20 protein-coding genes are annotated in these 24765 nt (G+C 28.3%); 5 read left to right on the top strand and 15 right to left on the bottom strand.

Going from position 1 to position 24765, the window contains the following annotated elements; translation table 11 throughout:
* Positions 1–6: 6 nt before the first annotated feature.
* Genes CKV87_RS05160 through CKV87_RS05150 form a run of 3 tightly spaced genes read right to left on the bottom strand, consistent with a single transcriptional unit; the run spans position 7 to position 10099 of the window.
* Positions 7–7560: a DUF4347 domain-containing protein gene (locus tag CKV87_RS05160; protein ID WP_012012735.1), complete on the bottom strand. Its 7554-nt coding sequence runs from the start codon at positions 7558–7560 to the stop codon at positions 7–9.
* Positions 7561–7576: 16 nt separating this feature from the next.
* On the bottom strand, positions 7577–8290 hold the full coding sequence (locus tag CKV87_RS05155) for an efflux RND transporter periplasmic adaptor subunit (RefSeq protein ID WP_012012734.1): 714 nt from the start codon (positions 8288–8290) through the stop codon (positions 7577–7579).
* 9 nt (positions 8291–8299) lie between these two features.
* Positions 8300–10099, bottom strand: a complete 1800-nt coding sequence (locus CKV87_RS05150) for a TolC family protein (protein ID WP_012012733.1) — start codon at positions 10097–10099, stop codon at positions 8300–8302.
* A 178-nt stretch (positions 10100–10277) separates the two neighbouring features.
* Here CKV87_RS05150 and CKV87_RS05145 point away from each other — a divergent pair, with 178 nt between their 5' ends.
* The 3 genes from CKV87_RS05145 to CKV87_RS05135 are packed head-to-tail and all read left to right on the top strand — an operon-like array spanning position 10278 to position 13088.
* Positions 10278–10952 (top strand): response regulator transcription factor, encoded by a 675-nt coding sequence (locus CKV87_RS05145; protein ID WP_012012732.1) that lies wholly within the window; start codon positions 10278–10280, stop codon positions 10950–10952.
* A gap of 10 nt (positions 10953–10962) precedes the next feature.
* A complete protein-coding gene (locus CKV87_RS05140; RefSeq protein ID WP_012012731.1) occupies positions 10963–12537 on the top strand; it encodes a transporter substrate-binding domain-containing protein in 1575 nt (524 codons plus the stop codon).
* 53 nt (positions 12538–12590) lie between these two features.
* Positions 12591–13088, top strand: coding sequence for a type II toxin-antitoxin system antitoxin SocA domain-containing protein (locus tag CKV87_RS05135; protein WP_012012730.1), 498 nt, complete (start codon positions 12591–12593; stop codon positions 13086–13088).
* Positions 13089–13111: 23 nt separating this feature from the next.
* Here the strand turns inward: CKV87_RS05135 and CKV87_RS05130 are convergent, their stop codons facing one another.
* From CKV87_RS05130 to rpmJ, 9 genes are all read right to left on the bottom strand, one after another.
* A complete protein-coding gene (locus CKV87_RS05130; RefSeq protein ID WP_004509213.1) occupies positions 13112–13564 on the bottom strand; it encodes a cupin domain-containing protein in 453 nt (150 codons plus the stop codon).
* A gap of 149 nt (positions 13565–13713) precedes the next feature.
* Complete coding sequence (gene guaB, locus CKV87_RS05125; RefSeq protein ID WP_004509212.1) at positions 13714–15159, bottom strand: IMP dehydrogenase; 1446 nt, start codon at positions 15157–15159, stop codon at positions 13714–13716.
* Between the two features lie 19 nt (positions 15160–15178).
* Positions 15179–16540 carry an Asp-tRNA(Asn)/Glu-tRNA(Gln) amidotransferase subunit GatA gene (gene gatA / locus CKV87_RS05120; RefSeq protein WP_012012729.1) on the bottom strand — a complete coding sequence of 454 codons (1362 nt, stop codon included), beginning with the start codon at positions 16538–16540 and terminating at the stop codon, positions 15179–15181.
* Between the two features lie 153 nt (positions 16541–16693).
* Entirely contained in the window at positions 16694–17044 is a 351-nt protein-coding gene (gene rplQ / locus CKV87_RS05115; RefSeq protein WP_004509210.1) for a 50S ribosomal protein L17, read from the bottom strand.
* A gap of 14 nt (positions 17045–17058) precedes the next feature.
* On the bottom strand, positions 17059–18057 hold the full coding sequence (locus tag CKV87_RS05110) for a DNA-directed RNA polymerase subunit alpha (protein WP_004509209.1): 999 nt from the start codon (positions 18055–18057) through the stop codon (positions 17059–17061).
* Between the two features lie 17 nt (positions 18058–18074).
* A complete protein-coding gene (gene rpsD / locus CKV87_RS05105; RefSeq protein WP_004509208.1) occupies positions 18075–18701 on the bottom strand; it encodes a 30S ribosomal protein S4 in 627 nt (208 codons plus the stop codon).
* A 10-nt stretch (positions 18702–18711) separates the two neighbouring features.
* On the bottom strand, positions 18712–19104 hold the full coding sequence (gene rpsK, locus CKV87_RS05100; protein ID WP_004509207.1) for a 30S ribosomal protein S11: 393 nt from the start codon (positions 19102–19104) through the stop codon (positions 18712–18714).
* A gap of 10 nt (positions 19105–19114) precedes the next feature.
* Positions 19115–19483 carry a 30S ribosomal protein S13 gene (gene rpsM / locus CKV87_RS05095; protein ID WP_004509206.1) on the bottom strand — a complete coding sequence of 123 codons (369 nt, stop codon included), beginning with the start codon at positions 19481–19483 and terminating at the stop codon, positions 19115–19117.
* A gap of 5 nt (positions 19484–19488) precedes the next feature.
* Entirely contained in the window at positions 19489–19602 is a 114-nt protein-coding gene (gene rpmJ, locus CKV87_RS05090) for a 50S ribosomal protein L36 (RefSeq protein ID WP_004509205.1), read from the bottom strand.
* 224 nt (positions 19603–19826) lie between these two features.
* Between rpmJ and CKV87_RS05085 the strand changes: the two genes are divergently transcribed.
* On the top strand, positions 19827–20186 hold the full coding sequence (locus tag CKV87_RS05085; protein ID WP_012012728.1) for an HIT family protein: 360 nt from the start codon (positions 19827–19829) through the stop codon (positions 20184–20186).
* A 10-nt stretch (positions 20187–20196) separates the two neighbouring features.
* Here the strand turns inward: CKV87_RS05085 and CKV87_RS05080 are convergent, their stop codons facing one another.
* Genes CKV87_RS05080 through CKV87_RS05070 form a run of 3 tightly spaced genes read right to left on the bottom strand, consistent with a single transcriptional unit; the run spans position 20197 to position 22716 of the window.
* Positions 20197–21126, bottom strand: coding sequence for an exopolyphosphatase (locus CKV87_RS05080; protein ID WP_012012727.1), 930 nt, complete (start codon positions 21124–21126; stop codon positions 20197–20199).
* A 21-nt stretch (positions 21127–21147) separates the two neighbouring features.
* Entirely contained in the window at positions 21148–22215 is a 1068-nt protein-coding gene (gene leuB / locus CKV87_RS05075) for a 3-isopropylmalate dehydrogenase (protein ID WP_012012726.1), read from the bottom strand.
* On the bottom strand, positions 22216–22716 hold the full coding sequence (locus CKV87_RS05070; protein ID WP_004509201.1) for a 3-isopropylmalate dehydratase small subunit: 501 nt from the start codon (positions 22714–22716) through the stop codon (positions 22216–22218). It lies immediately after the preceding gene.
* A 167-nt stretch (positions 22717–22883) separates the two neighbouring features.
* Here CKV87_RS05070 and rpoD point away from each other — a divergent pair, with 167 nt between their 5' ends.
* Positions 22884–24764, top strand: a complete 1881-nt coding sequence (gene rpoD / locus CKV87_RS05065) for an RNA polymerase sigma factor RpoD (RefSeq protein WP_012012725.1) — start codon at positions 22884–22886, stop codon at positions 24762–24764.
* Position 24765: the final 1 nt, after the last annotated feature.

Here is a 24765-nt window from a genome sequence, read left to right as displayed (position 1 = left end):
CTTTTTTTAGGCAAAAAGTTTAGCAAGATGAGAACCATAATTATCTAACTTTTGATTTTCAAAAGCTATTTGTTCTTTAAATCCTACAAATCTTTCATTAACTTCAGCTTGTGTTTTTTGTTTTAACTCTTTTAAATCAAGTTTTAAATTTAACACTCTTGTTGTTCCATCTGAACTTATAGCTTTAATACTAATTTTTAGCTCATCTAAATCAGCAGGAATTTTCCCACTTATATTACCAGTTTTTGGATCAAAAGATAGTCCAACAGGAAGAGCTGTTCCATCAATTTGTGTCACAACATAACTTTGTGCAATATTTGTATCAACAACTTTTACTTTAATAAAATCACTTTGAACATTTATATCTTCAATTGTAATTCCAACAATAGAGAAAGAATCTTGACTTCCTTGTCCAAATAAAACTTTACCAGTTGTTGATACATTTAAATCAACATTTGCTTGAATAGTTCTTGAATCATTTGAATTGTTATTATTTGCATTTGCTAAATTTTTATCTGAAGCACTGTTATTTTGAGATAAAGATTCTTGATTATTACTTGTTTTTGTATCTAAGAAACCTTTTCCAGTATCAACAACAAATCCATCACTTGAACTAAAATTAATAACTCCAGCACTATTATTTGAATTATCTCCGTAATTATTTAATTTAGTTCCATTATTTGGATTTTCACCCGTTGGATTATTTGTAATTATTGTAGGTGTAGAATCAGGTTTTGCTGGTTGATTTTGTGCAGGTGCAACTACTAACATATTATATGTTCTTGTTACTTTTACACCTTCAGAATCAATTGCAGTTATTGATATAACAAAATTTCCTGATTGAGAAACTCTTCCTGAAATAATACCTGTATTTGGATCAATCGTTAAACCTGATGGTAAATTTGATGCTTGATAAGTAAATACATTAGATAAATCTTTATCATCAAATAAATTTGAAACATCTTTTGTATAAGTGTCTCCAAAAGGAATTTTAGCATCAATATTTTCCATAGAAACTGTTGGAGCATCGTTTGTTCCAGTAATTGTTATTGAGAAATTTGCTGTTTTTGTTAAACCTTCGGCATCTGTAACAGTTACAGGAATAATAATTGTATCTGTTTCTCCCCTTCCAATATAATCATAACTTGAAGAATCAAAACTATAAGAACCATCATTATGTAATATAAATCCTGCAGGAGCATTTCCATTTATACTAAATGTGATTGAACTACTATCAATATCACTTGCTGGTAAAATACCAGAGATTTGCTCACCTTCTGTTACACTATCTGTTTGGTCTGTAAATTCAGGAGCATCATTTACAGGATTGATTACAAAATTGATAGTTTTTATATCTTCTAGACTATTTCCTTCTCCAATATTTGTATTATCATTTAATTTTATTGATAAAGTATCGCTACCATTATAATCTTGATTTGGAGTATATTTCAATCCTGAAATTGCATTTTGTAAACTAGCTAAACTTCCTCTAATTTTAATAATAGATGAATTATTTGCTCCTTCTAAAACTGTTAAATCTGTCATTTGAGATAGTTCTAATTTACCATTAGTTACATTTAACGTTAAATCTAATATTTGAGTATTATCAATAACATCTAAATCTAATAGTGTTATTAAATTGCTATTTTCAAATACAAAAGGATTATCTTCATCTATTGTAATATTATTATTTACAATACTAATAACAGGAGCATCATTTACAGGAGTTACAAATATTGCAATTTGTGCAATATTACTTACTTCACCATCATTTGAAGTAAATTGATATAAGAATGTTTGTACACCATACCAATTTTCATTAGGAATAAATGTAAATTTAGCAAAATCTGTATTATCTACCCTATTTTTACCTTCATTTAATATTATTTTTCCATGTTCTAACTGATATCCTATAACTTTTCCTGAATTGTCATAAATATATGTACTATTATCAAATGGTGTTAAACTTCCATTTGTTGTTATATTTCCACTTGAGTTAGTTATATCAGGAGTTCCTGTACCAAATACATAAGTTCCTCCATTATCATTTATATCAGTAACTAGATTATTTATGTTTACAATTATATTTGAAACATCATCTTCTTTACCAACGACATTATCACTAAAGATATTTGGAATTGCAGGTAATACCATAACTAATTTTTGAGAAGAAGATTCTCCATTTAATGTATCTTTTGCTGTAATTTTAAGATAATCAGCACCAGGAGTTATATAATCATTTCCAAATCCAGCAACATAAGTTATACCATTAGAAGCATTTAATGTATTATTAATTTGTTCAATTGTACCAGTTATTGTTACAGTTCTTGAACCATTTCCTATAATTTGACTAGAATTAACTCCATTTAAAATTGAACTATTTATTGTAATTAGTCCATAATTAGTTGTTTGAATTGTTACAGTCAAAGAATTGTTATCTAAATCTGCTACACTTAAAATATTACCTAATGATAAAGTTCCATTATCATTTTGTCCAATTATTTTTTCAACTAAGAATGTAGAATTACCTAAATTTATAGTTGGTAAATCATTTACAGATTGAAGATTAACTGTAACAGTTTTTATACTATATCTAGCAGATGTTTCTCCACCGTTTCCTCCATCATTTACTTTAATATCTATGCTTCTTGCACTATCATTAAAATTATCAGATGGATTACTAAAAGTTATTGCTCTAGCTAATGCTTGAACTTGTAAAGAGTATGCATTATCATTTAAATGAATTCTTAACTCTTTTCCATTTTGACCATTTAAAATAGAATCTACCGTTCCAATTACAGTATTTCCATATTTTACATTTGCTCCATCAAGTGAAATTCCACCAATAGAAGAGATTGATAAATTATCCAATGCTCCTTTATTTGTTTTTATATCAAATGATACATAACCTTCGTCATAACTAGTACCTTCTAAATCTGTTACTGTAATATTTGAATCAACTTGTACAGCACTTCCATTTTCTACAAAAGTATTTGGTGATGAATTCCCACCTAATAATGGCGCATCATTTACTGATTCTATTTGAATTACTAAACTTTTGGTATCAATAGAACCATTTCCATCATTTACTGTAACAGTAAATGTTTCTGAACTATTTGATGTTAAAGCATTTATAGCATTAGAATTTGGTGTGTATGTATATACTCCAGTTGCTGTATTTAAAGTTAAAACTCCATAAGTTCCAGTTTTTGTAACTGTTGTTCCAGATATACTTCCATTATCTATTCCATAAGTAAATGTTGTATTTTTATCAGCATCACTTGCAGTTAATTGTGAAGTAGTAGAACTAAATACATCATTACCATCTGTATCTGTATAATATATTGTTGCAGGAGTATTTAAAGAAACAGTATCGTTAGTTCCTGTTATGTTAATAGTAATTGTTTTATTTGTAACTGCATTACTTGAATCTGAAACTGCAATCGTATAAGTTATAGTTAATGTTTCTCCTACAGATAAATAATTAAAATATTGATTCCCAGAGTTGAATGCCCAATTGATATCAAAATTTTGTGTATTTACTGTTAGCATATTTAATAATGCTGCTGTATTTGCAGTTAATCCATTTGTCATACCAGAAACAACTACACTTGATTTACTTACTGAAAAATTCGTATCAATCATATCTGGATCAGTTATACTTAAAGTACCACTTGTAGAAATAGTAGAATTTGTTTCACTAATAGTTGCAACATCACTATCTAGAGAATCAACTACTACTGTTGGAGCATCATTAGCTCCATCAATTGAGATTGTAACAACTGTTGTAGCTGTTGCACCATGGCTATCTGTTGCAGTTAAAGTATATAATAAAGTTAATGTTTGTCCTCTACCTAAAAAATTAAATGTATAATCACTTCCTGAATTAAAATTCCAAGATACTGTTCCTGTTGTTGAACCACTAGTTATAACTGGATTAGATGTTATTTGTAACATATTTTTTATTACATCATCAGTATAATTTGCTGGTAATGTTAATCCAGTTGGTGTATTGATTTGAACAGAACTCACTGTTACATTTACACTATCAGTTGAATCTAAATCTGTTATTGTGTAGTCATCTGCTAAAACTAAAGAAGAGCTATTTTCTTGAAGATTTGTTGATGTTGCTTGTTCTAAACTTGAAGTAATATCTGATAATTCAGATACTGCTCCAGCTGCATAATACCAGTCAAACATAACTGTTTGACCAGTTGCAACATTATTTAAGTTTGTAAACATTGCATATCCACCATCATCAAAAGATTGATCATAAACCGAATTTAAAGGATCAATTCCTGGTGCATATTGATTTGATGTAGTCCATCCATATCCTGGAGCAATAACTGTATTTACATTTGAATTAGTTGAATAAAATAATACAGCTGTTGCATTTGCTCCTGCACCTGTATATATTTTAATAGCTTTTGCTTGTTCAGATGAATTTGAAATCATCTGGAATTCACCATCTACAATATTACCTTTTTGTTTAGCTGGACTATCACTTCCTGCTACATAATCATCTCTTGTTCCTACCCAGAATCTTAAATTCTCAGTTGAAGTAGAACCAATATTTTCAATATATGTATTTGCTTTAATATATTTAGCACCTGCTTCTAAAGTATAAACATTAGTAACTTTTAAGTGTGCACTTCCAACTACTATTTCTCCCGTCCAAACAATAGTTCCTGTACCAGTTGATGAATTAAATCCTGAATTATTAACAGTTGTATTTGTAAATGTTGGAGTAAGATTAACTGTACCTTCTAAATTCCAATCTACATCTGTTTTAGCACTTCCATTGTTATAATCAGCAGCAATCGCCATATTTAATTGATATGTACTAAATGTTAATTGATACCAATTCCCATCTTTGTAATAAAAAGGTTGTTCTAACATACCTGTACTTGCATTAACTGAATCGATTGAACCATTTCCAAATCTAAGTAATCCATTATTAAAAGTTTCTATTCCTGCATTTGGATTTGTTGTCCCAGCAGTTGGAGCTGTTATAGTAGTAGAGCCAGTTGTAACTGTTCCAAATACTGGAGCATCATTTGTTCCTGTTATTGTAAAAGTAATTGTAGTCATAGCAGTAGCACCTGCAATATCAGTAGCAATTACATTATAACTAAGAGTGATTGTTTCTCCTGCTGCTAAGAAATTTAAATCAACATTATTTACGTTGTAACTCCATGATGTACTACCAGAAGATACATTTGTTGCACTTGTATTAAAACCAGCAATTAATGCAGATGAAAGAGTAGAATTAAGTGTACCACCACTCCATGAAATATCATTATTGTAGCTATAAGTTATATTAACATTATTATCAACATCACTAAATGTTACTGTTCCATTTTGTGATAGTGTTTGTTTGTCCATAGTAGTAGTCTCTGTAAATCCAGAAGGAGTTGAAACCGAAATTGTTGGAGCATCATTAACTCCCGTTACTTTCAATGTAGAAGTATCAACTGTACTTTCTAAGTTTCCATCACTTACTTTCCAAGAAATAGTTCTTGTCATTTGTGTCAAACTTAATGTTTCACTAGTTGAATGATAAGAAATACTTCTTAATGCACTTTGCCATTGAGCAAGTGTTGCTGTTGCACCTGAAGATGTTAAAGTAAGAACTCCATTTGCACTATCGTAAGAAGCTACGATATTTCCCATCGTAGAGCCATCATTTACAAAATTCAAAATATCTCCACCACTTATAAATCCAGAACTAATACTTATTTGTGCACTTGCTAAAGTTGAAGTTTCTCCCTTGTCTATAGTAAGAGAAGGAGAAAGAACAACAGGAGAACCATTTTCTGTATAATTTGAAATATTACTTGATTCTATAATAGGTGGCTCATTTACATTAGCAATAGAAATAGTAATCATTTTACTTGCTGACAATCCCGTACCATTAGTTTCAAGAGCAGTAATCATCAAACTATATGATGTTTTTGTTTCATAATCAGGGCTATTTTTAAATGTTATTTGACCAGTAGTAGAGTTTATATTAAAATATTGAGAATCAGTTCCTGAAATACTATATGTTAAAGTATTATTTTCAGCATCAGTTGCTGTAATTGTATATGCTGCTACATTTGTAGCTGTATTTTCTTGGAAACTAACAGAGTTTGATGATGTTATAACTGGCGCATCATTTGTTGCTGATGTTATATTTATAGTAAATGTTTGATTAGTAATATTAATCCCATCACTAACTAAAACATTATAAGAAGTAGTAGCATTAGAAGTAAGAGAATTTATATAAGCATTGTTTGGTGCCCAAGTCCAAGAACCATTTGCTGAAACAGATAAAGTACCAAAACTATTTGTACCTCCACCACTAAAATTTAAAGCATCATTTTCCGCATCTGTTGCCGTAAGTAAACCTGAACTACTAGGTATACTATTATCATCTGGTGTATCTGAAATATTTAAGGTTACAGGACTTGAAGTAAATGTTGGAGCTGTATCTGGTTTTATAACTAATGTTCCCGTATCAGTATAGATAGTATATGTACCCACAGCACCAGTATTGTATGTAGTTGCTCTAATAGTATAATTATTATTCCAAGTAAATTTTACGTATGCATCGTATCCATTTGCAGTACCACTATCACCAGAATCATCATCTTGTACAATTACAGTTCCATTACTATCTGTTACTTGAATATAAGGGTCACTTAATGTTCCTTGTGCAATATAAAGTTTTACTTGAGTTCCATTTGCAACACCACTTAAGGTATATAAATCATTATAAAAAGAACCAGGACCCCTTGCAAAATTTATTTTATCAGTAGTAGCAATTGAACCACTTATTTCAGAACTAGAAGTAAACCCACCATCGTTATCTGTTGTAAGATTAGCCAAACTATGGTTATACTCATTAACAACAATTGCTGTTGTCTCAATAGTTCCACTTTTAGCTTCTAAATCCCAATCTCCACCTAAATTATTTGAACCCGTTATATCATCAGATGCTGCAATATCTGCTTGAGTTTCACTTGCTAATAAATCTATAAACTCTTGACCTTTTCCATCATTTCCTACATTACAACCATAAAGTAAAATATCACCATCTTGAGTTAAAGAAGATTTCATACTTTCTAAAACTTCATCAAAGTTTTGTAGTGTATTTTTATTTAAGATATCATTTCCTACTGTTATTTCACCAGTTTTTCCATGAGATAAAATATGGATTGAATCAACGTTAGTTTGATTTTGTAAAATAGATTTTATTTCATCCATAGAACTTACTAGATATGTTTCAACACCTTGTCCAACTCCATCAACTAAAGTTTGGTAATCTTTTACTGTTATATCTACAAAAGCAACTTCTCTTCTATCTTTTTCAAATCCTTGAACTGCTTGTGCTTTATGAACACTATTTTCAGCACTATTATTTGTAACATCATTTACTGTTGTTGAATCTTTTGTAGTTGATGAAGAAAAACTACTATTATCAAGAACATCAACAGCAGTTGCAACTGCCGCACCATCAAAAAGAACTCTTTGCTCTAACACACTAATTACTGGTTTTTTTAAATTTCTTCTTTTCATAGTTTAATCCTTGATATTAATTTTCGTAAAAATTTGCTGTTGCACTCATACCTGGCGTTATATTGTCAAATGGTTTTAAAAGTTTTGCTCTAACTGTTATAGATTGACTAGTTGGATCAACTATTGAATCCATTTGAACAACTTGAGCTTTAACTGTTGTTCCTGTCTCATCAATATTTAAATCAAGTTGTATTCCTTTTTTTAACCAAATAAGCCAAGAAGAAGGTACTACTACTTTTGCTTCAAGATTATCTGTTCCTATAATCTCTAAAAGTTCATCTTGAGGTTTAATGCTTTGATATTTTGACACTTTTTTAGAAGCTATTCTTCCATCAAATGGAGCTTTAATATCACATCTTTCTACATTGATTGAAGCAATATCACTTTCTGCTTTTTGTTTATTAAAATTTTCTTGTGAAATTTGTATTTCAAAAGTACCAATAGAACCATAAGTATCTAGTTTTTTATTTTTTTCTAGTTCTAATCTTGCTATCTCTTTTTCAACTTCAATTTTTCTCTTTTGTGCTTTATAAATAGAACAATCTAATCGTATTAAAGTTTCACCTTTTTTAAAAGAATCACCTTCATATTTAGAAAGTTCTATTATCTCTCCTGCTATTTCACTAGATAAAACTGTTTTATCCAATGAAATGATAACTGCTCTAGCTGTTAAATTTTCATTTGAATATAAAGTTGAAATCAACAAAACAAGACCTAGAAACTTTTTCATAAAAACTCCTTATTTAAACTTTACTCTATTCTTTTCAATCAACCAAAAATTCTCAATAACAATAGATTTTAAAGAAACTCCATGTTTTTTTGCAATTTTAAAAATATCATCAGATTTTTTAACGATATAATCTTCTCCATTTATAGAAAGTTTTTCACCTTGATAAATTGAAATTTCTGAATTGTAAAAATTTTTATTATAAAAACTATCTGCTACTTTAATCTCTTTTTTAGTTGGATTATTAATGATTGTAGGTTCTTTTTTTATCTCTTTTTTTACTTCTACTTGTGTAGTTGGAACAATTACAGTTTTTTCTGCATTAGGTTTTTCTTGATTTTCATTTGAAATTAATCCTATTTTTTCTTCTGCTTTTTCTAAATCTTTTTCTTCAACACCTAAAGAAGCAAATATTGTCCCATAACTATTTTGTACATTTGCGTAAGCATATGAATATCTTAAAGTTGCAAGAATATTATTCAATTTCTCTTTGATTAAAATCAATCTACTATTTATATTTAAATTGTTTTCTACTTCTGTTAAATTATAAATATCACTTGCTACATTTAAATAATCTTTTGCAAGAAAATACTCTTTTTTAGCTTGGTTAAATTTAACTATTGATAAATGAACTTGAGATAAAACTGCCATTGAAAGAGCTAATTTTTGTTCTTTTGCTACTTCAACTTGAGTTTTTGCTAACTTGTTCATCTCACTTCCTTTAAATACATTTAAAAGATTCCATGAAACGTTTGCACCATAAGAATGCCAATCATTATTTAATAAATAATCGCTATTTTCATAAGATAAAGAAGTATTTAGATTAATTCCTGGTAGCATTTTAAGTTTTGCAGCAGTTATCTCTTTATCAGAGATTCTTTCTTGATATCTAGTTTCTGTAACTTCAGGTCTGTTTTCTAAAGCAATTTTTTCCATTTCATCAAGATTCATACTAAATTGTGGAATTTCATAATCTTTTTCAACTTTATCAGCTAATTCAAAATTTATTCCAGGTTTTAATCCCATTAATTCAGCTAGTTCAACTTTTGCAGAGATTAAACTACTTTCTAAAGTATGTAATGATCTTAAAATATCAAGTAACTCTCTTTGATAAGATAAAGATTCCATTGGAGATTTTGCAACTCTTTGACTTTGTACCTCTTTAGAATCAGCTAAAGCCTTATTTACTTCAACCATCATAGGTTGAATTCTTTTTAGTAAATCTTGAGCTGATACTGCTTGATAATAAGCTCTTCTAATCTCTTGAGTTAAATTGTGTTCAACTTTTTTCTCTTTTTCTTTTGCTATTAAGAATTTATCAGCTTGTTGTTGAGCTCTAACATAAGATAAACCAAAATCTAAAATATTCCAACTAAAACCAATATCTGCTGTTGTTCTCTCTTTTTCTTGAGAAACTGAATAAGATGGATTACTTCCTAAAGGTTGTGGATTTCCATTTAAAAAAGAAGTACTTGCACTTGCTGCATAGTTATTTCTTTCAGAATATCCAGCACTTGCTGTTAAACTTGGTAACATATCATAATAAACTAAATCAAGTTGTTGTTGAGAAAGTGCTGTTTCTAAAACTTTTACTTTTTTTTGTAGATTATATTTTAAACCTCTTTGTATTGCTTCATCCAAAGTTATAGGTTTTGTAACAGGTAAAACAACTTCATTTAATACATTTAAATCATTTTTTACTTGTTCTTTTATCTCTTCTTTTAATATCGGTTCAGGTTTTATTGAACAAGCTGTAATTACGAAAGAAGTCATAATTGACAAGGCAATTACTTTCGAAGTTTTTTTTACCATATTTTAATCCTTTTATTTATTTATTTTGAGTCATTATTTAATTATTTTAACATTCTAAATTCTCAGAAAAGTCACAATTTTTATCTATTTCAATCTTTTTTTGAGAGGTATTTGAGATTTTGGTATAATAATATTGATTATTTTATAATTAAAATCTACAAAATAATAAAGGTTATTAATGGAATTTTTAAGTGATAAAAATCTTTTACTATTAGAAGATAGTGATGAATTTATTGAAAATGCAGTTTCACTATTTAATATGTTTGTAAAAAAAACTTTTGTCGCAAAAAATATAAAAGAAGCTTTTAAAATATTGGATGAAGAAAAAATAAATTTAATAATTTCAGATATAAATTTAAAAAATGAAAATGGTTTAGATTTTGTAGAGATATTTAGAAGTAAAAATAATGAAATACCAATTTTAGTATTATCAGGTTATAAAGATGAAGATTTGTTATTTAGAGCAATGACTTTAAACTTGAGTGGCTATTTGATAAAACCTATAAATTTCAAAGCTTTATTGGATGCTTTTGAAAAATGCGAATCAAAAATAAGATTTAATAATCAAACAGTCATAGAACTAAAAGATGGCTTTAAATATGACAAAAACTTAAAAAGAGTTATAAAAGATAATGAAATTTTTGAATTAAATAAAAAAGAGATTTTGTTTTTTGAAATGTTATGTGAAAACAAAAAAAAGGTTGTTACAAAAGATATGTTCATAAAATTTGTTTATGAAGATGAGTTTATGAGTGATAGTGCTTTAAATAATTTTATTCTAAGAATCAGAAAAAGATTTGGAAAAAACTTTTTGCATACTATTCCTGATATTGGTTACAAAATGATAGTTTAAAGAAAAATATATGCAAAAAGTTGTAATACTATTAATAATATTATTAAATATACTAATAGCTAATGAAAATGAAATCAATTTAACACCAGAAGAAAAAGATTACTTAAAAAATAAAAATATTACAATGTGTGTTGATCCTGATTGGGAACCATTTGAAAAAATAAATGAAGATGGTGAACATGAAGGAATAGCAGCTGACATCATATCATTAATAGCAACAAAATTAGGAATAAAAATAAAATTAATTCCAACAAAGAATTGGGATGAAAGTATAAAATATTCAAAAGAAAAGAAATGTGATATTTTAAGCTTCTTAAATGAAACTCCTCAAAGAAAAGAGTGGTTAATTTTCACTCAAGCAATTTTTGAAGACCCAAATGTTATTATAGGTAGAATTGAAAATGATGAAATCAAAGATTTTTCAAAACTTAAAGGCAATACAATCGCTATTCCTAAAAATACAGCAATGTTAGAATTTTTTAATAAAGATTTTCCTAATTTAAAAATTATTCCTGTTGAAACAGAAAATGAAGCTTTTAAATTAGTAGAACAAAAAAAAGTTGATTTTACAATTCGTTCTTTAATAATCGCAGCATATACAATAAAAAAAGATACTTTTTTTAATTTAAAAATACTTTCGCAGCCTATAAAATATAAAAACGTACTTAAAATTGGTGTTTTAAAAGAAGAAACACTTTTACATACTATCTTAAATAAAGCAATAAAAACTATATCAAAAAAAGAACAAGATAAAATACTTAATGAACATATTTCTATAAAAATTCCTTCAGAATCTCAATATTTATCTTATTTAATTTATATCATAATTTTTATTATTCTAGTAGCTACAATCATTATATTATGGAATTATCAATTAAGAAAAAGAATAACAGAAGAAATTGCAAAAAACTCTTTACAACAAGAATTGATGTTTAAGCAAAATAAGCAAGCAGAACTTGGAAATTTAATCGGAAATATCTCTCATCAATGGAGAGATTCTTTAACGAAAATTGGTTATATAAACTTAAATTTAAGAGCTAGAATCTTGCAAAATAAAGAGATATCAAAAGAGTTTCTTGATAAAAGTACTTTAGAAATTGAAGAAAGTTTGGATTTTATGTCTGAAACTATGCAAAATTTCTTGGATTACTATAAACCTTCTTCAAATATTTTACAATTTGAAGTATATGACTCAATGAAAAGTGCTTTAAGTATCATTGATACAAAAATAAAATATAGCAATTTGGAGATAATCTTCAGTGGTGATTTTAATGTAAAAATAGAAGGTATAAGAAATGAATGGATGCAAGTTTGGATAAATCTAATAATAAATACTATTAACATATCAAAAATAAGAGAGATTAAAAATCCCCAAATTTTAATTAACATAAAAGAAGAAGAGATAGAATTTAAAGATAACTGTGGAAAAATAGAAGAACTAATATTAAAAGAGATAAAAGAAGAAAAATATAGAGGAATTGGTATAAAAATGGCTAAAGAAATAGCTATTAAAAATAGTAAAAAGATGATAGTATCAAATAGTGATGAAGGTGCAATTTTCAAATTTATAAAAAATCAAGTCTAAAATAAACTATTTATTTTTTATATTATATACTTCACAAAAAATAAAGGATTTTTTTGAACATAGATATGACAAAAGTAGCAAATATTATTTTATACATGCTACATAAACAAGTAAAACAACTTAATGATAAAAAAATATTAATTATGCTTTTTTTGATAGATTATAATCACTTAAATTTTTGTGGTAAAAAGATTACAAAGGACAAATATAAAAAAAGTGCAAGATACCCTGAAGCAGTTATTTTAAGTGAGCTTTTTGATATTATTGCAAATAGTGAAGATTTAGAAGAAGATGATGAAAGAATCTATTTAATTCAAGAATTATTTGATTATTTAGATATTGAAATTAAAGAAAAAGAGAATTTTATAGAATTAAACTTTATAAAACTTCCAGATGAAGATTTTGATGAATCGACATTTTCTAAAGATGAGATGAAAACTATTCATAAAATCGTTTCTTTATATAAAGATTTTAGTAGTAGAAATCTAGCAAATGAATGTTTTAAAATAGAAGAAGTAAGAAAAACACCAAAAGATGAAATAATAATATAAGAAAGAGTTAACTTTCTTATATATTACCATTTTGGCTCAAAAGTCACTCTCTCTCCATCATCAGTAGTATGTTCTTCTAATGAATTTTCTTTTGATTGAATAACTATATAAATCATTGTTTCATCAGAGTTATTCTTAATGCCTCTAATTCCAGAAGGTGCTACACGAATAACAGAACCCTCTTTTATTTCAAAACAGTTTCCATCTACTTGAAAATATCCATAACCTTTTAAAATAATATATGTTTCTTCATTTTTTTTATGAATATGAAAATATGGCTGTTCAGCTTTTGGAGCTAAAGAATTAAAAGAGATTTCAGTGCCTGTAGCATCTGTTGCATCTTTTATAAAAACTTTTCCTTCAATTTTTTGTTTATTAATTTTATGTATTAAAGAATATTCCATTAATTCATCTAAATTTCCTAAATCAATAGCTGTATAATTTTTATCTTTAACAATTTCTTTAACTGTTTTCATTTTATTTCCTTATTTTTATTTGACTGATTAGTCAAGTATAATTGTAACAAAAAACAATTAAAATAAAATGAATTTTAGAATATTTTTATATAGTCAGAAATTTGAATTATTTAAGAATAAAAAGAGATAAAAATCTCTTTTTATATTATTTAGATATGATAGTTAGGAGCTTCGTTTGTGATTGTTACATCATGAACATGAGATTCTTTTAATCCTGCACTTGTAATTTCTACAAATTCTGCTCTTTCTTGAAATGTTGGAATATCTTTTGAACCTAAATATCCCATAGAACTTCTAAGTCCTCCAACCATTTGGTGAATAATATCTGCGATGCTTCCTCTATAAGCAACTCTTCCTTCAATTCCTTCTGGTACAAGTTTATCAGCTGCTGTTCCTTCTTGGAAATATCTATCTGTACTTCCTTTTGTCATAGCTCCAATTGAACCCATTCCTCTATAAGTTTTAAATTTTCTTCCTTGATATAAAACAACTTCCCCTGGACTTTCGTCAGTTCCTGCAAGAGCGCTTCCCATCATAACTGCACTTGCTCCAACAGCTAATGCTTTTGCAACATCACCAGAATATTTAATTCCACCATCTGCAATAATCGGTGTACCAGTTTTTGCACCTTCAGCTGCACATTCATCAATAGCAGAAATTTGTGGAACACCAACACCTGCTACAATTCTAGTTGTACAAATACTTCCAGGTCCTATTCCAACTTTAACTGCATCAGCACCAGCTTTTATTAAATCAGCAGTTGCTTCAGCTGTTGCAACATTTCCAGCTATTAGTTGAACATTCATTTCAGCTTTAATTGCCTTTACCGTATCTAAAATACCTTTTGAATGTCCATGAGCTGAATCTAAAACTAAAACATCAACTCCAACAGCAACTAAAGCTCTTGCTCTATCAAGTTGATTTACACCAATAGCTGCTCCAACTCTAAGTCTTCCAAATTCATCTTTACATGCATTTGGATATTCTCTTTTTTTATTTATATCTTTAATTGTAATAAGACCAATTAATTTATTATTATCATTAACTATTGGTAATTTTTCAATTTTATTTTGGTGCATAACTTCAGCAGCTTCATCTAAAGTTGTTCCTTCTTTTGCTGTTACTAAAGGCATTTTAGTCATTTTTTCACTAGCTTTAAATCTATAATCTTTTGTAAATCTCATATCTCTATTTGTTAAAATACCAACTAAAATACCATTATCATCAACTACAGGAACACCTGAAATTTTATATGTAGCCATAATATCTTCTGCATCTTGTAATGTTTGTTCAGGTTTAATTGTAATTGGGTCAATAATCATACCAGATTCAGATTTTTTTACTTTTTGACATTGTAATACTTGAGATTCAATATCCATATTTTTATGAATTATTCCAATTCCTCCAAGTCTAGCCATTGCAATAGCAGCTTGATATTCAGTTACAGTATCCATAGCAGCACTTATAAATGGTACATTTAACTCTATTTTTTTTGTTAATTTTGTTTTAATACAAACTTCTTTTGGTAAAACTTCTGATTTTGCAGGTACCAAAAGCACATCATCGAAAGTTAACGCTCTTTTTTTAATTCTCATTTTAAATCCTAGTTAATATTTATTTTTTATAATTTATAGCTTTTTCTAAAGATAAAGCACCATCAAATAAAGTTTGTTCTTCGTATGCATTTGCAATAAACTGTAATCCTATTGGCATTCCATCTTCATCTTTATCAACAGGTAAAGAGATAGCTGGAAGTCCTGCAAGGTTTACAGAAATTGTATAAATATCACTTAAATACATCTCTAAAGAAGTTTTAAATGAACCAAATTTTGGAGCTGTTGTTGGAGCAACTGGAGATAAAATCAAATCAGCTTCACTGAAAATTTTAGAATATTCATCTTTTATTAAATGTCTTACTTTTTGAGCTTTAATATAATAAGCATCATAATATCCAGAACTTAAAACAAATGAACCTAACATAATTCTTTTTTGTACTTCATGTCCAAAACCTTGCGATTTAGTCTGAACATACATATCTTTTAATCCACTCTCACCTTTTCTATTTCCAAATCTAACACCATCAAATCTAGCCAAGTTTGCACTAGCTTCTGCCGTTGCAACTATATAATAAGTTGAAACAATTTTTTGAGTATCAAGCATATTTTTATGAATGATTTTATGCCCTCCTTCTTCTAAAGCATTAACTGCTTTTTGAAAACCTTTTTGTATTGCAGGACTTGCTTGTGATACAAAGTTATCAATAACAGCAATTGTTAGTTTTTTATCACTATTAAGTTTTGGAGTAACTGCTTCATAATTGATATTTGCTGAAGTTGAATCCATTGGATCATATCCAGAAATAATATCATATAAAATAGCAGCATCTTCAACATTTTGAGTAATTGGTCCACATTGATCAAGTGAAGATGAATAAGCTGTAATTCCATATCTTGAAACTCTTCCATAAGTTGGTTTCATTCCAACACAACCACAATAAGCTGCAGGTTGTCTAATACTACCACCAGTATCTGTTCCAAGTGCTGCTATTGCAATACCACCAGCAACAGCTGCAGCACTTCCTCCACTACTTCCACCTGGAACTTTTTCATTATCTATTGGATTTAAAGTTTTTCCATAACAAGAAGATTCAGTTGAACTTCCCATCGCAAATTCATCCATATTTGTTCTACCAAATGGACTTAAACCTGCTTTTTCTAATTTTTCAATAACTGTTGCATTATAAGGTGAAATATAGCCTTTTAAAATATTACTAGAACAAGTTATTTCCCAATTTTTAACATTTATATTATCTTTTATTGCTATTGGAATACCTACGCCTGATTGCGAAATATCTGTTGAAGTTAATTGTTCAACATAAGCACCTATTTTGCTCTCTTTTATTTTTAAAGTTAAATCATCTCTTAATTTTTTTATATCATCACTAGCTAAACTTAGTGCTTCTTTTAAAGTCATCAATCGGTTCTCCTATGATTTTTAGGTTGTAGTATTCGCCGAATTTTATCGAATATTTGATTAAAAAAAAGTTAGTTTTTGGAAAAATGTTAAGATTTTAGAAATAAAAAAAGGAATAGAAACAAATTCTATTCCTTAAGAAAATAGTCAGAACTATTAGATGAAAGAGATGAATGCCATAGGCGTAGCATCACCTTTTCTAATTCTTGTTTTAACTATAGAAGTATATCCACCATTTCTACCTTCGTATTTTGGTGCGATTTCATTAATAAGTTTTTTTGTAGCTTCTTTTGACTGTAATGCAGCAAATACTTGTCTATGAGTATTAAAATCTGCATTTCTAGCAACAGTTACTAATCTTTCAATATATCTTTTTAGCTCTTTTGCTTTTGGTACAGTTGTCTCAATTTTTTCTCTTTCGATAATTGCAATTGCTAGATTTTTTAACAATGCTTTTCTATGAGAAGAAGTTCTACTTAACTTTCTATATCCATGCTTATGTCTCATATTAAACCCTTAAATTATGCTTTTAGTTGCTCTAATTTTCTTCTTAATGCAGAAGCAACATTTTCTGGAAGTGTATTTTCAACTGGGTATCCTAATGATTCTAACTTTTCAGCTATTTCATCATAAGATTTTTTCCCAAGATTTTTAATATTTTTTACTTCAACTTCACTCATAAGTACTAATTCACCTAAGTATTTTAGTCCAGCTCTATCTAAAGAGTTGAAACTTCTAGCACTTAAATTTAAATCATCAATTCTTATAACTAATTCTTTCAATTCAACTGGTTCTTCACCAGAATCACTTACTGCTACTTCAGATAAATCAAAAACTTTGTTAAACACTGACATTTGAGAATACATAACAGAAACTGCTTCTTTAAATGCAGTCACTGGAGAAATTTGTCCATTTGTTTGTACTCTAAATACAGCTTTTTCATAGTTAGGATTATCTTCAACTAACATTTTTTCTATATCATAAACTACTTTTTTAACAGGTGTAAAAAAAGCGTCAATTGGAATATAATCAGCTCCAACAATATCTCTAATGTCTTCGCTTGGCATATATCCTATACCTTTTTGAAGAATTACAGAAAATGTTAAATTACAATCACTATTAATTGTTGCTAAATGTGCATCTTTTGAAACAACATCAACTTCAGAGTTAATTAAATCTTCACCTTTAATATCTCTTGGTCCATTAAATGAATATTCAACAACAACTTGTTCTTTGTCACCATTTATTTTAAATTTAATGTTTTTTAAATTTATAACAAAAATAGCTACATCTTCTAACATACCTCTTAATGAGTCAAACTCATGAGAAGCACCCTCAATTTTTACAGCAATTGGCGCACAACCAACTGATGAACTTAGAAGTAATCTTCTCAAAGGGTGGGCTAAAGTAATTGCAAAACCATCCTCAAATGGATATGCTGATATTTTAGCCTCATTATCACTGATAGCTTCTATTTCAACTTCTGTTGGTAAAAACGGAGTTTCTGCAAACTTTTTCATTAGCTACCTTTTATTTATTATTTAGAATATAACTCTACGATTAATCTCTCTTCAACAGGAATAACAACTTCTTCTCTAGCTGGGATTCTTGTGAAAATTCCAAATACTTTATCTTTATCTACATTAACCCAATCAACCATTCCAGTTTGATTTGTTAATTCTAATGCTCTAACAACTTGAGGATTAGATTTAGATTTTTCTTTAATTTCGATTTTTTGTCCAGGTTTTACTAAGTAAGAAGGAATATCAACTTTTTTACCATCTACTAAAACGTGTCCATGAGTTGTAAATTGTCTAGCATTTGCTCTAGTTGTAGCAAATCCCATTCTAAACACAACATTGTCTAATCTTTGTTCAATTAAACTAATAAGAATTGCTCCAGTGTTACCTTCTCTTCTTACTGCTTCTTTGAAATAATTTCTGAATTGTTTTTCAGAAATACCATACATAAATTTAACTTTTTGCTTTTCTCTTAATTGTAATCCGTACTCAGAAATCTTAGCTCTTCTTTGTCCGTGTTGTCCTGGAGCAAATGGTCTTTTTTCTAAAGCACTTTTACCTGATAGTCTTCTCTCACCTTTTAGTCCAAGGTCTGCATCAAGTCTTCTTTCGATTTTTTCTACTGGTCCTCTATATCTTGCCATTATTTACCCCTTACACTCTTCTTCTTTTAGGAGGTCTACAACCATTGTGTGCTAATGGTGTAACATCTTTTAACCAAGTAACTCTAACTCCGTCCATAGAACCTACTGCTTTAACTGCTGTATCTCTTCCTGAACCTGGTCCTTGAATTTTAATTCCAACATTTTTAATACCATGTTCCATTGCTTTATTCATCGCATCTTCAACAGCAGCTTGCGCAGCAAATGGAGTTGATTTTTTAGAACCTTTAAATCCTAAATTTCCAGCACTTGACCATGCAATTGCATTTCCTGCATTGTCTGTAACTGTAACCATTGTATTATTGAAACTTGCAGCAATATGTACGATACCATCAGCAATATTTTTTCTTACAATTTTTTTTCTAGTAACTTTTCTTTTTGCCATTTACAATCCCTTATTTAGTTGCTGCACCAACAGTTTTCTTTTTACCTTTTCTTGTTCTTGCATTAGTTTTAGTCTTTTGCCCTCTACAAGGTAAACCTTTTCTATGTCTTAACCCTCTATATGAACCTAAATCCATTAAAGATTTAATATCCATAGCAACTTTTTTTCTTAAGTCCCCTTCAACCATATAGTTTTCTTGGATCTCTTTTCTGATTGCTGCTGCTTCATCTTCTGTTAATTCAAAGGCTCTTTTGTTGAAATCAATTCCAACTGCATTTAAAATTAATCTTGAATTATGTAAACCTATACCATAAATATACGTTAATGCATATTCCATTCTTTTTTTATTTGGTAAATCAACACCCGCGATTCTTGCCATGTGTCTTATCCTTGTCTTTGTTTATGTTTTTTGTTTTCGCAGATTACTCTTACGATACCTCTTCTTTTGATAACTTTGCATTTATCACACATTTTTTTTACTGAAGCTCTTACTTTCATAAGTCTTATCCTTCTTATTTGTGTTTTTTTCCCATTTCCAACAGGAAAAAGTCAAAAAAAACTTTTACCAACTCTTTATAAAATACGAATATTTTACAAAAACTTCTTCAATGGTTGGAAAAATGGAATTTGGATTATATTTAATTTATGCTTAAAGCTAGTTGAATATTAGTTTTAATAGCAATTGTAGTATTATTCATAAAATTTTATAAAAAAGGTCAATAATGTTACTTTTTAAAAATAAATTAATCAAAATTGAAGTTGAAAATAGCGAAATTCCTTGGCTAAAAATATTTACTAATGAACCAATAAAAGAGTTTTCTTTTTGTGATACTAAAACAAAAGAAGAAATTTGGAAATATTTGGACTTAATTGAAAAAGAGATGTTAGAATATTTTAAACCAGATAAAATAAACATAGCTTCATTTGGAAACTATGTTCCTCATGTTCATTTTCATATTATGGCAAGATTTAAAGAAGACTCATTTTTTCCAGAACCAATGTGGGGGAAAAAACAAAGAGATGCAAATCTAAAGCTACCTTCTTTTGAAGAATTTTATGAAATATTAAAAAAGAAGTTTTAAAACTTCTTTTTTATCCATCTTCATTTATTTTTTTTATTAATTCTTCTAAAACAGTTTGTGCTTTTTGTGTCTCAATTTGACAACCACCAGCAGCAACGTGTCCGCCACCACCATATTTAAGCATTAATTCACCAATATTTGTTTTTGAAGTTTTATTAATAATTGATTTTCCTGGACTAAATACGATATTTTGTTTATCTCTACCCCAAACTACATGAATAGATATATTTTGCTCAGGGAATAAAGCATAAACCATAAATCTATTTCCTGGATAAATTACCTCTTCTTCTCTATAATCTACAATTAAAAGATTGTTTATAACTTTTGTACATCTTTTTAATTGTTCTTTAAACTCATTTTCATATTTGAAGTATAATTCAACTCTTTCTTTAACATCTGGTAATTCTAAAATTTCATCAATATTATGTCTTGCACAGTAATTAATTAAATCCATCATTAATTGATAATTCGAAATTCTAAAATTTCTAAATCGCCCAAGTCCAGTTCTACTATCCATTAAAAAACTAAGTAATGCCCAAGCTCTTGGTTCTAAAATATCTTCTATTGTAAAATCTGCACTATCAGCTTTATTTGCACCAATCATCATTGATGTGAAATATCCAGGGAAAACTTCATCTCCATTATAATATTCATAAACAACTTGTGCTGCACTTGGAGCATCAGGATTAATAATATGATTCTCTTTTTTCTCATTTCTTAGTGTTTCAGAAAAATGGTGATCAAAAGCTAAATATACACCTTCTACATAAGGAAGGTTTGTTGTTATATCATTTTGTGTTATTTCAATTTTTCCATCTTGCATATCTTTTGGATGCACAAAAGTAATTTCATCAATGATATCTAGATACTTAAGCAAAGTACCACAAACTAAGCCATCCATATCACTTCTTGTAACTAATCTATATTTTTTACCACTCATATTTAATCCTAGTAAATTAAATCATGCATTTATGTATTTAACAATAATATCACCCATTGAAGATGTATTTAACACCTCTTTTGCATCATATGCTGCTAAATCTTTAGTTCTATAACCATCTTTTAATACCGCTTTTATTGCATCTTCTATTATATCAGCTGCTTTAATTTCATTTAAAGAGTATCTTAACATCATAGCTGCACTTACTATTGTTGCTAACGGATTTGCTATTCCTTGTCCAGCAATATCAGGAGCACTTCCATGAATTGGTTCATAAATTGCTGTTTTATCACCTGTCGAAGCTGACGGTAATAATCCAATAGAACCAACAACCATTGAAGCTGTATCACTTAAAATATCTCCAAAAATATTTCCAGTTACAATAACATCAAATTGTTTTGGATTTCTTACTAATTGCATTGCAGCATTATCTACATACATATGACTTAAAGTTACTTCTGGATAATCTTTTGATAATTCATTCATAGTATCTCTCCAAAGTTGAGAAACTTCTAAAACATTTGCTTTATCAACTGAACAAACTCTTTTGTCTCTTTTCATTGCAAGTTCAAATGCTGTTTTACCAATTCTAATTATTTCTGGTTTTGTATAAACCATTGTATTAAATGCTTTAAATCCATCATTTTCTCTTGGTTTTCCAAAGTAAATACCACCAATTAATTCTCTTACAATCATAATATCAACACCTTTAATTACTTCAGGTTTTAAAGTAGAGGCATTAACTAATTCATCATAAATAATTGCAGGTCTTAAGTTTGCATAAACACCCATCTCTTCTCTGAATTTTAATAATCCAGTTTCAGGTCTTAACTCTCTTGGTAATGTATCCCATTTTTCTCCACCAATTGCGCCAAATAAACAAGCATCACTAGCTAAAACACCATCTATTGTTTCTTGAGGAAGAGGAACACCAGTTGTATCAATAGCGATACCACCCATTAAGTATTCTTTATAATCTAATTTAAATCCACATTTTTTAGAAGCAGCATCTAATACTTTTATTGCTTCATCAACAATCTCTGGACCTATTCCATCACCTTTTATTATCGAAATATTATAATTTTTCATTTATATTGCCTTTTTCATTTCTGCTTTTGCATAATTTATTAATCCACCAGTTGCAATTAATTCTTGCATAAATGGTGGAATTGGAATAAATTTATAAGTTTTTTTAGTTGTATTATTTGTAATTTCACCTTTATCTAAATTAATAGATATCTCTTCACCCTCTTTTATCTCTAAAGACTCTGGTAATTCAAATATTGGTAATCCCATATTAAAAGCATTTCTATAGAAAATTCTTGCAAAAGAAGGTGCAACAACTGCAGCAATTCCAGCAGCTTTTAGTGCAATTGGAGCATGTTCTCTACTTGAACCACATCCAAAATTCTCACCAGCAACAATAATATCACCTTTTTTTAGTTTTTTTGGAAACTCTGGATCCGCATCTTCCATAACATATTTTGCTAAATGTTCAGGATCTGAACTATTTAAATAACGAGCTGCAATTATAACATCAGTATCAATATTTGCCCCAAAATTCCAAACTTTCCCTGTAATAGTATTCATACTTTTTATCCTTGATATTTAATAAACTAATTTTTTTATTAATTAAAAATGAGACATTCTAACTAATTTTTTAGTAATTTTTCTTTAAATAAATTATTCTTAATCAGATATTCAATTAATTTGGGTATAATCCTCTCTTATCATAAAAAAGGAGATTTCCTAGCAAAATGAGCGTGAAAGATATAAATAAAACTATTGAACTTCTTGTAAAAGAGTATAAAGACTCAGTTTTAACTTATGAAAAAATTATTAAAATTTTTCCAAAAGCACCATCTGGTCCAACTATTAAAAAACTTTTAGCACTAATTCAATTATATAACGTAACAGTTATTAGTTCGCAAGAACAAGCAAAAAGAATGAATGATGAAGAAGCTAAAAAGAAAAAAGAGTTAAGAGAAAAACTTATTGAAAATGAAGATGATGTTTTTGACTTATTAAAAAATAAAGAGCTACTTGAATGGTCAAGATCTGATTCTCCTGTTAGAATGTATTTAAGAGAAATGGGACAAATCCCACTTTTAACAAAAGAAGAAGAAGTTGAAATATCAAAAAAAATCGAGACTGGTGAAGATATTATTCTTGATGCTATTTGTTATGTACCATATCTAATTGATTTCATTTTAGAATATAGAGAACCTTTAGTTAATAGAGAAAGAAAAGTAAAAGAATTATTCAAAAACTTTGATGATGATACAGAAGAGGAAGAAGATGATTTTGATAGTGAAGATTTAGAGGAAGAAGATTCTGAAGAAGAAAGTTTCGAAGATGATGAAGAAAAAGTTTCTGGTAAAAAACAAAAAAAACTAGATAAAAGAGCTCAAACAATCATCGAAGCATTTAAAAATCTTGAAAAAGCAAAAAAAGAGTGGTTGAAATTTCAAGCAAAAGAGACTTCAAAATCTGATGAAGAATCTGATTTAATGACTTTTAATCTTGCAACTGCTTTCAAAAAAAGACTTTTAAAAGAAGCTTTACTTGATTTAGGTCCAACATCTAAACTTATTACAGAAATTGTAAAAGCTATGGAAACAGCGCTTAAATCAGATACTGGTTTTGATAGTGAATTAAAAAGATTAGAGTATAAATTACCACTATTTAATGAAACTTTACAAAAAAACCACCAAAAGATTTTAGATAATATTGTAAATTTATCTAAAGCACAAATAACTGCAATGGTTCCTGAAGCTACGATGGTTTCTACATATATGGAAATAAAAAAATTATTTCAAACAGCAGAAGCTTCTAAAGATGGTTTTGATTTAACTCCTGAAGAGTTAAAAGCAGTTCTTGAACAAATAAAAAGAGGTAAACAAATTACGGATACTTCAAAAACAAGAATGGCAAAATCAAATTTAAGACTTGTTGTTTCTATTGCAAAAAGATATACAAATAGAGGTTTACCATTCCTTGACTTGATTCAAGAAGGTAATATTGGACTAATGAAAGCTGTTGATAAGTTTGAATATAAAAAAGGTTATAAATTCTCAACTTATGCAACTTGGTGGATTAGACAAGCTATAAGTAGAGCAATTGCAGATCAAGCAAGAACTATTAGAATTCCAATTCACATGATTGAAACTATTAATAGAATTAATAAAATCATCAGAAAAGGTGTTCAAGAAAATGGTAAAGAGCCTGATATTGAAGAAATCGCAAAAGAAGTTGGATTACCAGTTGATAAAGTAAAACAAGTTATTAAAATCACAAAAGAACCTGTTTCACTTGAAGCTCCTATTGGAAGTGATGAAGATGGTAAATTTGGAGATTTTGTTCCTGATGAAAAAGCTCCAACACCAATTGATAATATCATGAAAGAAGATTTACAAGGACAAATTGACCAAATTTTAAGTCAATTAAATGAAAGAGAACAAGCAGTTATTAGAATGAGATTTGGTCTTATGGAAGATGCAAGTGATAGAACATTAGAAGAAATTGGTAAAGAACTAAACGTAACAAGAGAAAGAGTTAGACAAATTGAATCTAGTGCTATAAAAAAACTAAAACATCCAAAAGTTGGTAAAAATCTTAAAAATTACGTAGAAAGTTAAA

It is taken from the genome of Aliarcobacter butzleri (assembly GCF_900187115.1).
Classification (GTDB): domain Bacteria; phylum Campylobacterota; class Campylobacteria; order Campylobacterales; family Arcobacteraceae; genus Aliarcobacter; species Aliarcobacter butzleri.
Note: the sequence above shows the minus strand (reverse complement) of the source record. Positions and strands in the feature narration are given on the sequence as shown.

Bases quoted from the DNA above. Each gene is read 5' to 3' on its own strand.
- CKV87_RS05160 (WP_012012735.1), bottom strand. From the start codon at position 7,560: ATGAAAAGAAGAAATTTAAAAAAACCAGTAATTAGTGTGTTAGAGCAA.
- rplQ (WP_004509210.1), bottom strand. From the start codon at position 17,044: ATGAGACATAAGCATGGATATAGAAAGTTAAGTAGAACTTCTTCTCAT.
- rpmJ (WP_004509205.1), bottom strand. From the start codon at position 19,602: ATGAAAGTAAGAGCTTCAGTAAAAAAAATGTGTGATAAATGCAAAGTT.
- CKV87_RS05130 (WP_004509213.1), bottom strand. From the start codon at position 13,564: ATGAAAACAGTTAAAGAAATTGTTAAAGATAAAAATTATACAGCTATT.
- CKV87_RS05150 (WP_012012733.1), bottom strand. From the start codon at position 10,099: ATGGTAAAAAAAACTTCGAAAGTAATTGCCTTGTCAATTATGACTTCT.
- CKV87_RS05080 (WP_012012727.1), bottom strand. From the start codon at position 21,126: ATGAGTGGTAAAAAATATAGATTAGTTACAAGAAGTGATATGGATGGC.
- CKV87_RS05085 (WP_012012728.1), top strand. From the start codon at position 19,827: ATGTTACTTTTTAAAAATAAATTAATCAAAATTGAAGTTGAAAATAGC.
- leuB (WP_012012726.1), bottom strand. From the start codon at position 22,215: ATGAAAAATTATAATATTTCGATAATAAAAGGTGATGGAATAGGTCCA.
- rpsK (WP_004509207.1), bottom strand. From the start codon at position 19,104: ATGGCAAAAAGAAAAGTTACTAGAAAAAAAATTGTAAGAAAAAATATT.
- CKV87_RS05070 (WP_004509201.1), bottom strand. From the start codon at position 22,716: ATGAATACTATTACAGGGAAAGTTTGGAATTTTGGGGCAAATATTGAT.
- rpsD (WP_004509208.1), bottom strand. From the start codon at position 18,701: ATGGCAAGATATAGAGGACCAGTAGAAAAAATCGAAAGAAGACTTGAT.
- rpsM (WP_004509206.1), bottom strand. From the start codon at position 19,483: ATGGCAAGAATCGCGGGTGTTGATTTACCAAATAAAAAAAGAATGGAA.
- guaB (WP_004509212.1), bottom strand. From the start codon at position 15,159: ATGAGAATTAAAAAAAGAGCGTTAACTTTCGATGATGTGCTTTTGGTA.
- rpoD (WP_012012725.1), top strand. From the start codon at position 22,884: ATGAGCGTGAAAGATATAAATAAAACTATTGAACTTCTTGTAAAAGAG.
- CKV87_RS05145 (WP_012012732.1), top strand. From the start codon at position 10,278: ATGGAATTTTTAAGTGATAAAAATCTTTTACTATTAGAAGATAGTGAT.
- CKV87_RS05110 (WP_004509209.1), bottom strand. From the start codon at position 18,057: ATGAAAAAGTTTGCAGAAACTCCGTTTTTACCAACAGAAGTTGAAATA.
- CKV87_RS05155 (WP_012012734.1), bottom strand. From the start codon at position 8,290: ATGAAAAAGTTTCTAGGTCTTGTTTTGTTGATTTCAACTTTATATTCA.
- CKV87_RS05140 (WP_012012731.1), top strand. From the start codon at position 10,963: ATGCAAAAAGTTGTAATACTATTAATAATATTATTAAATATACTAATA.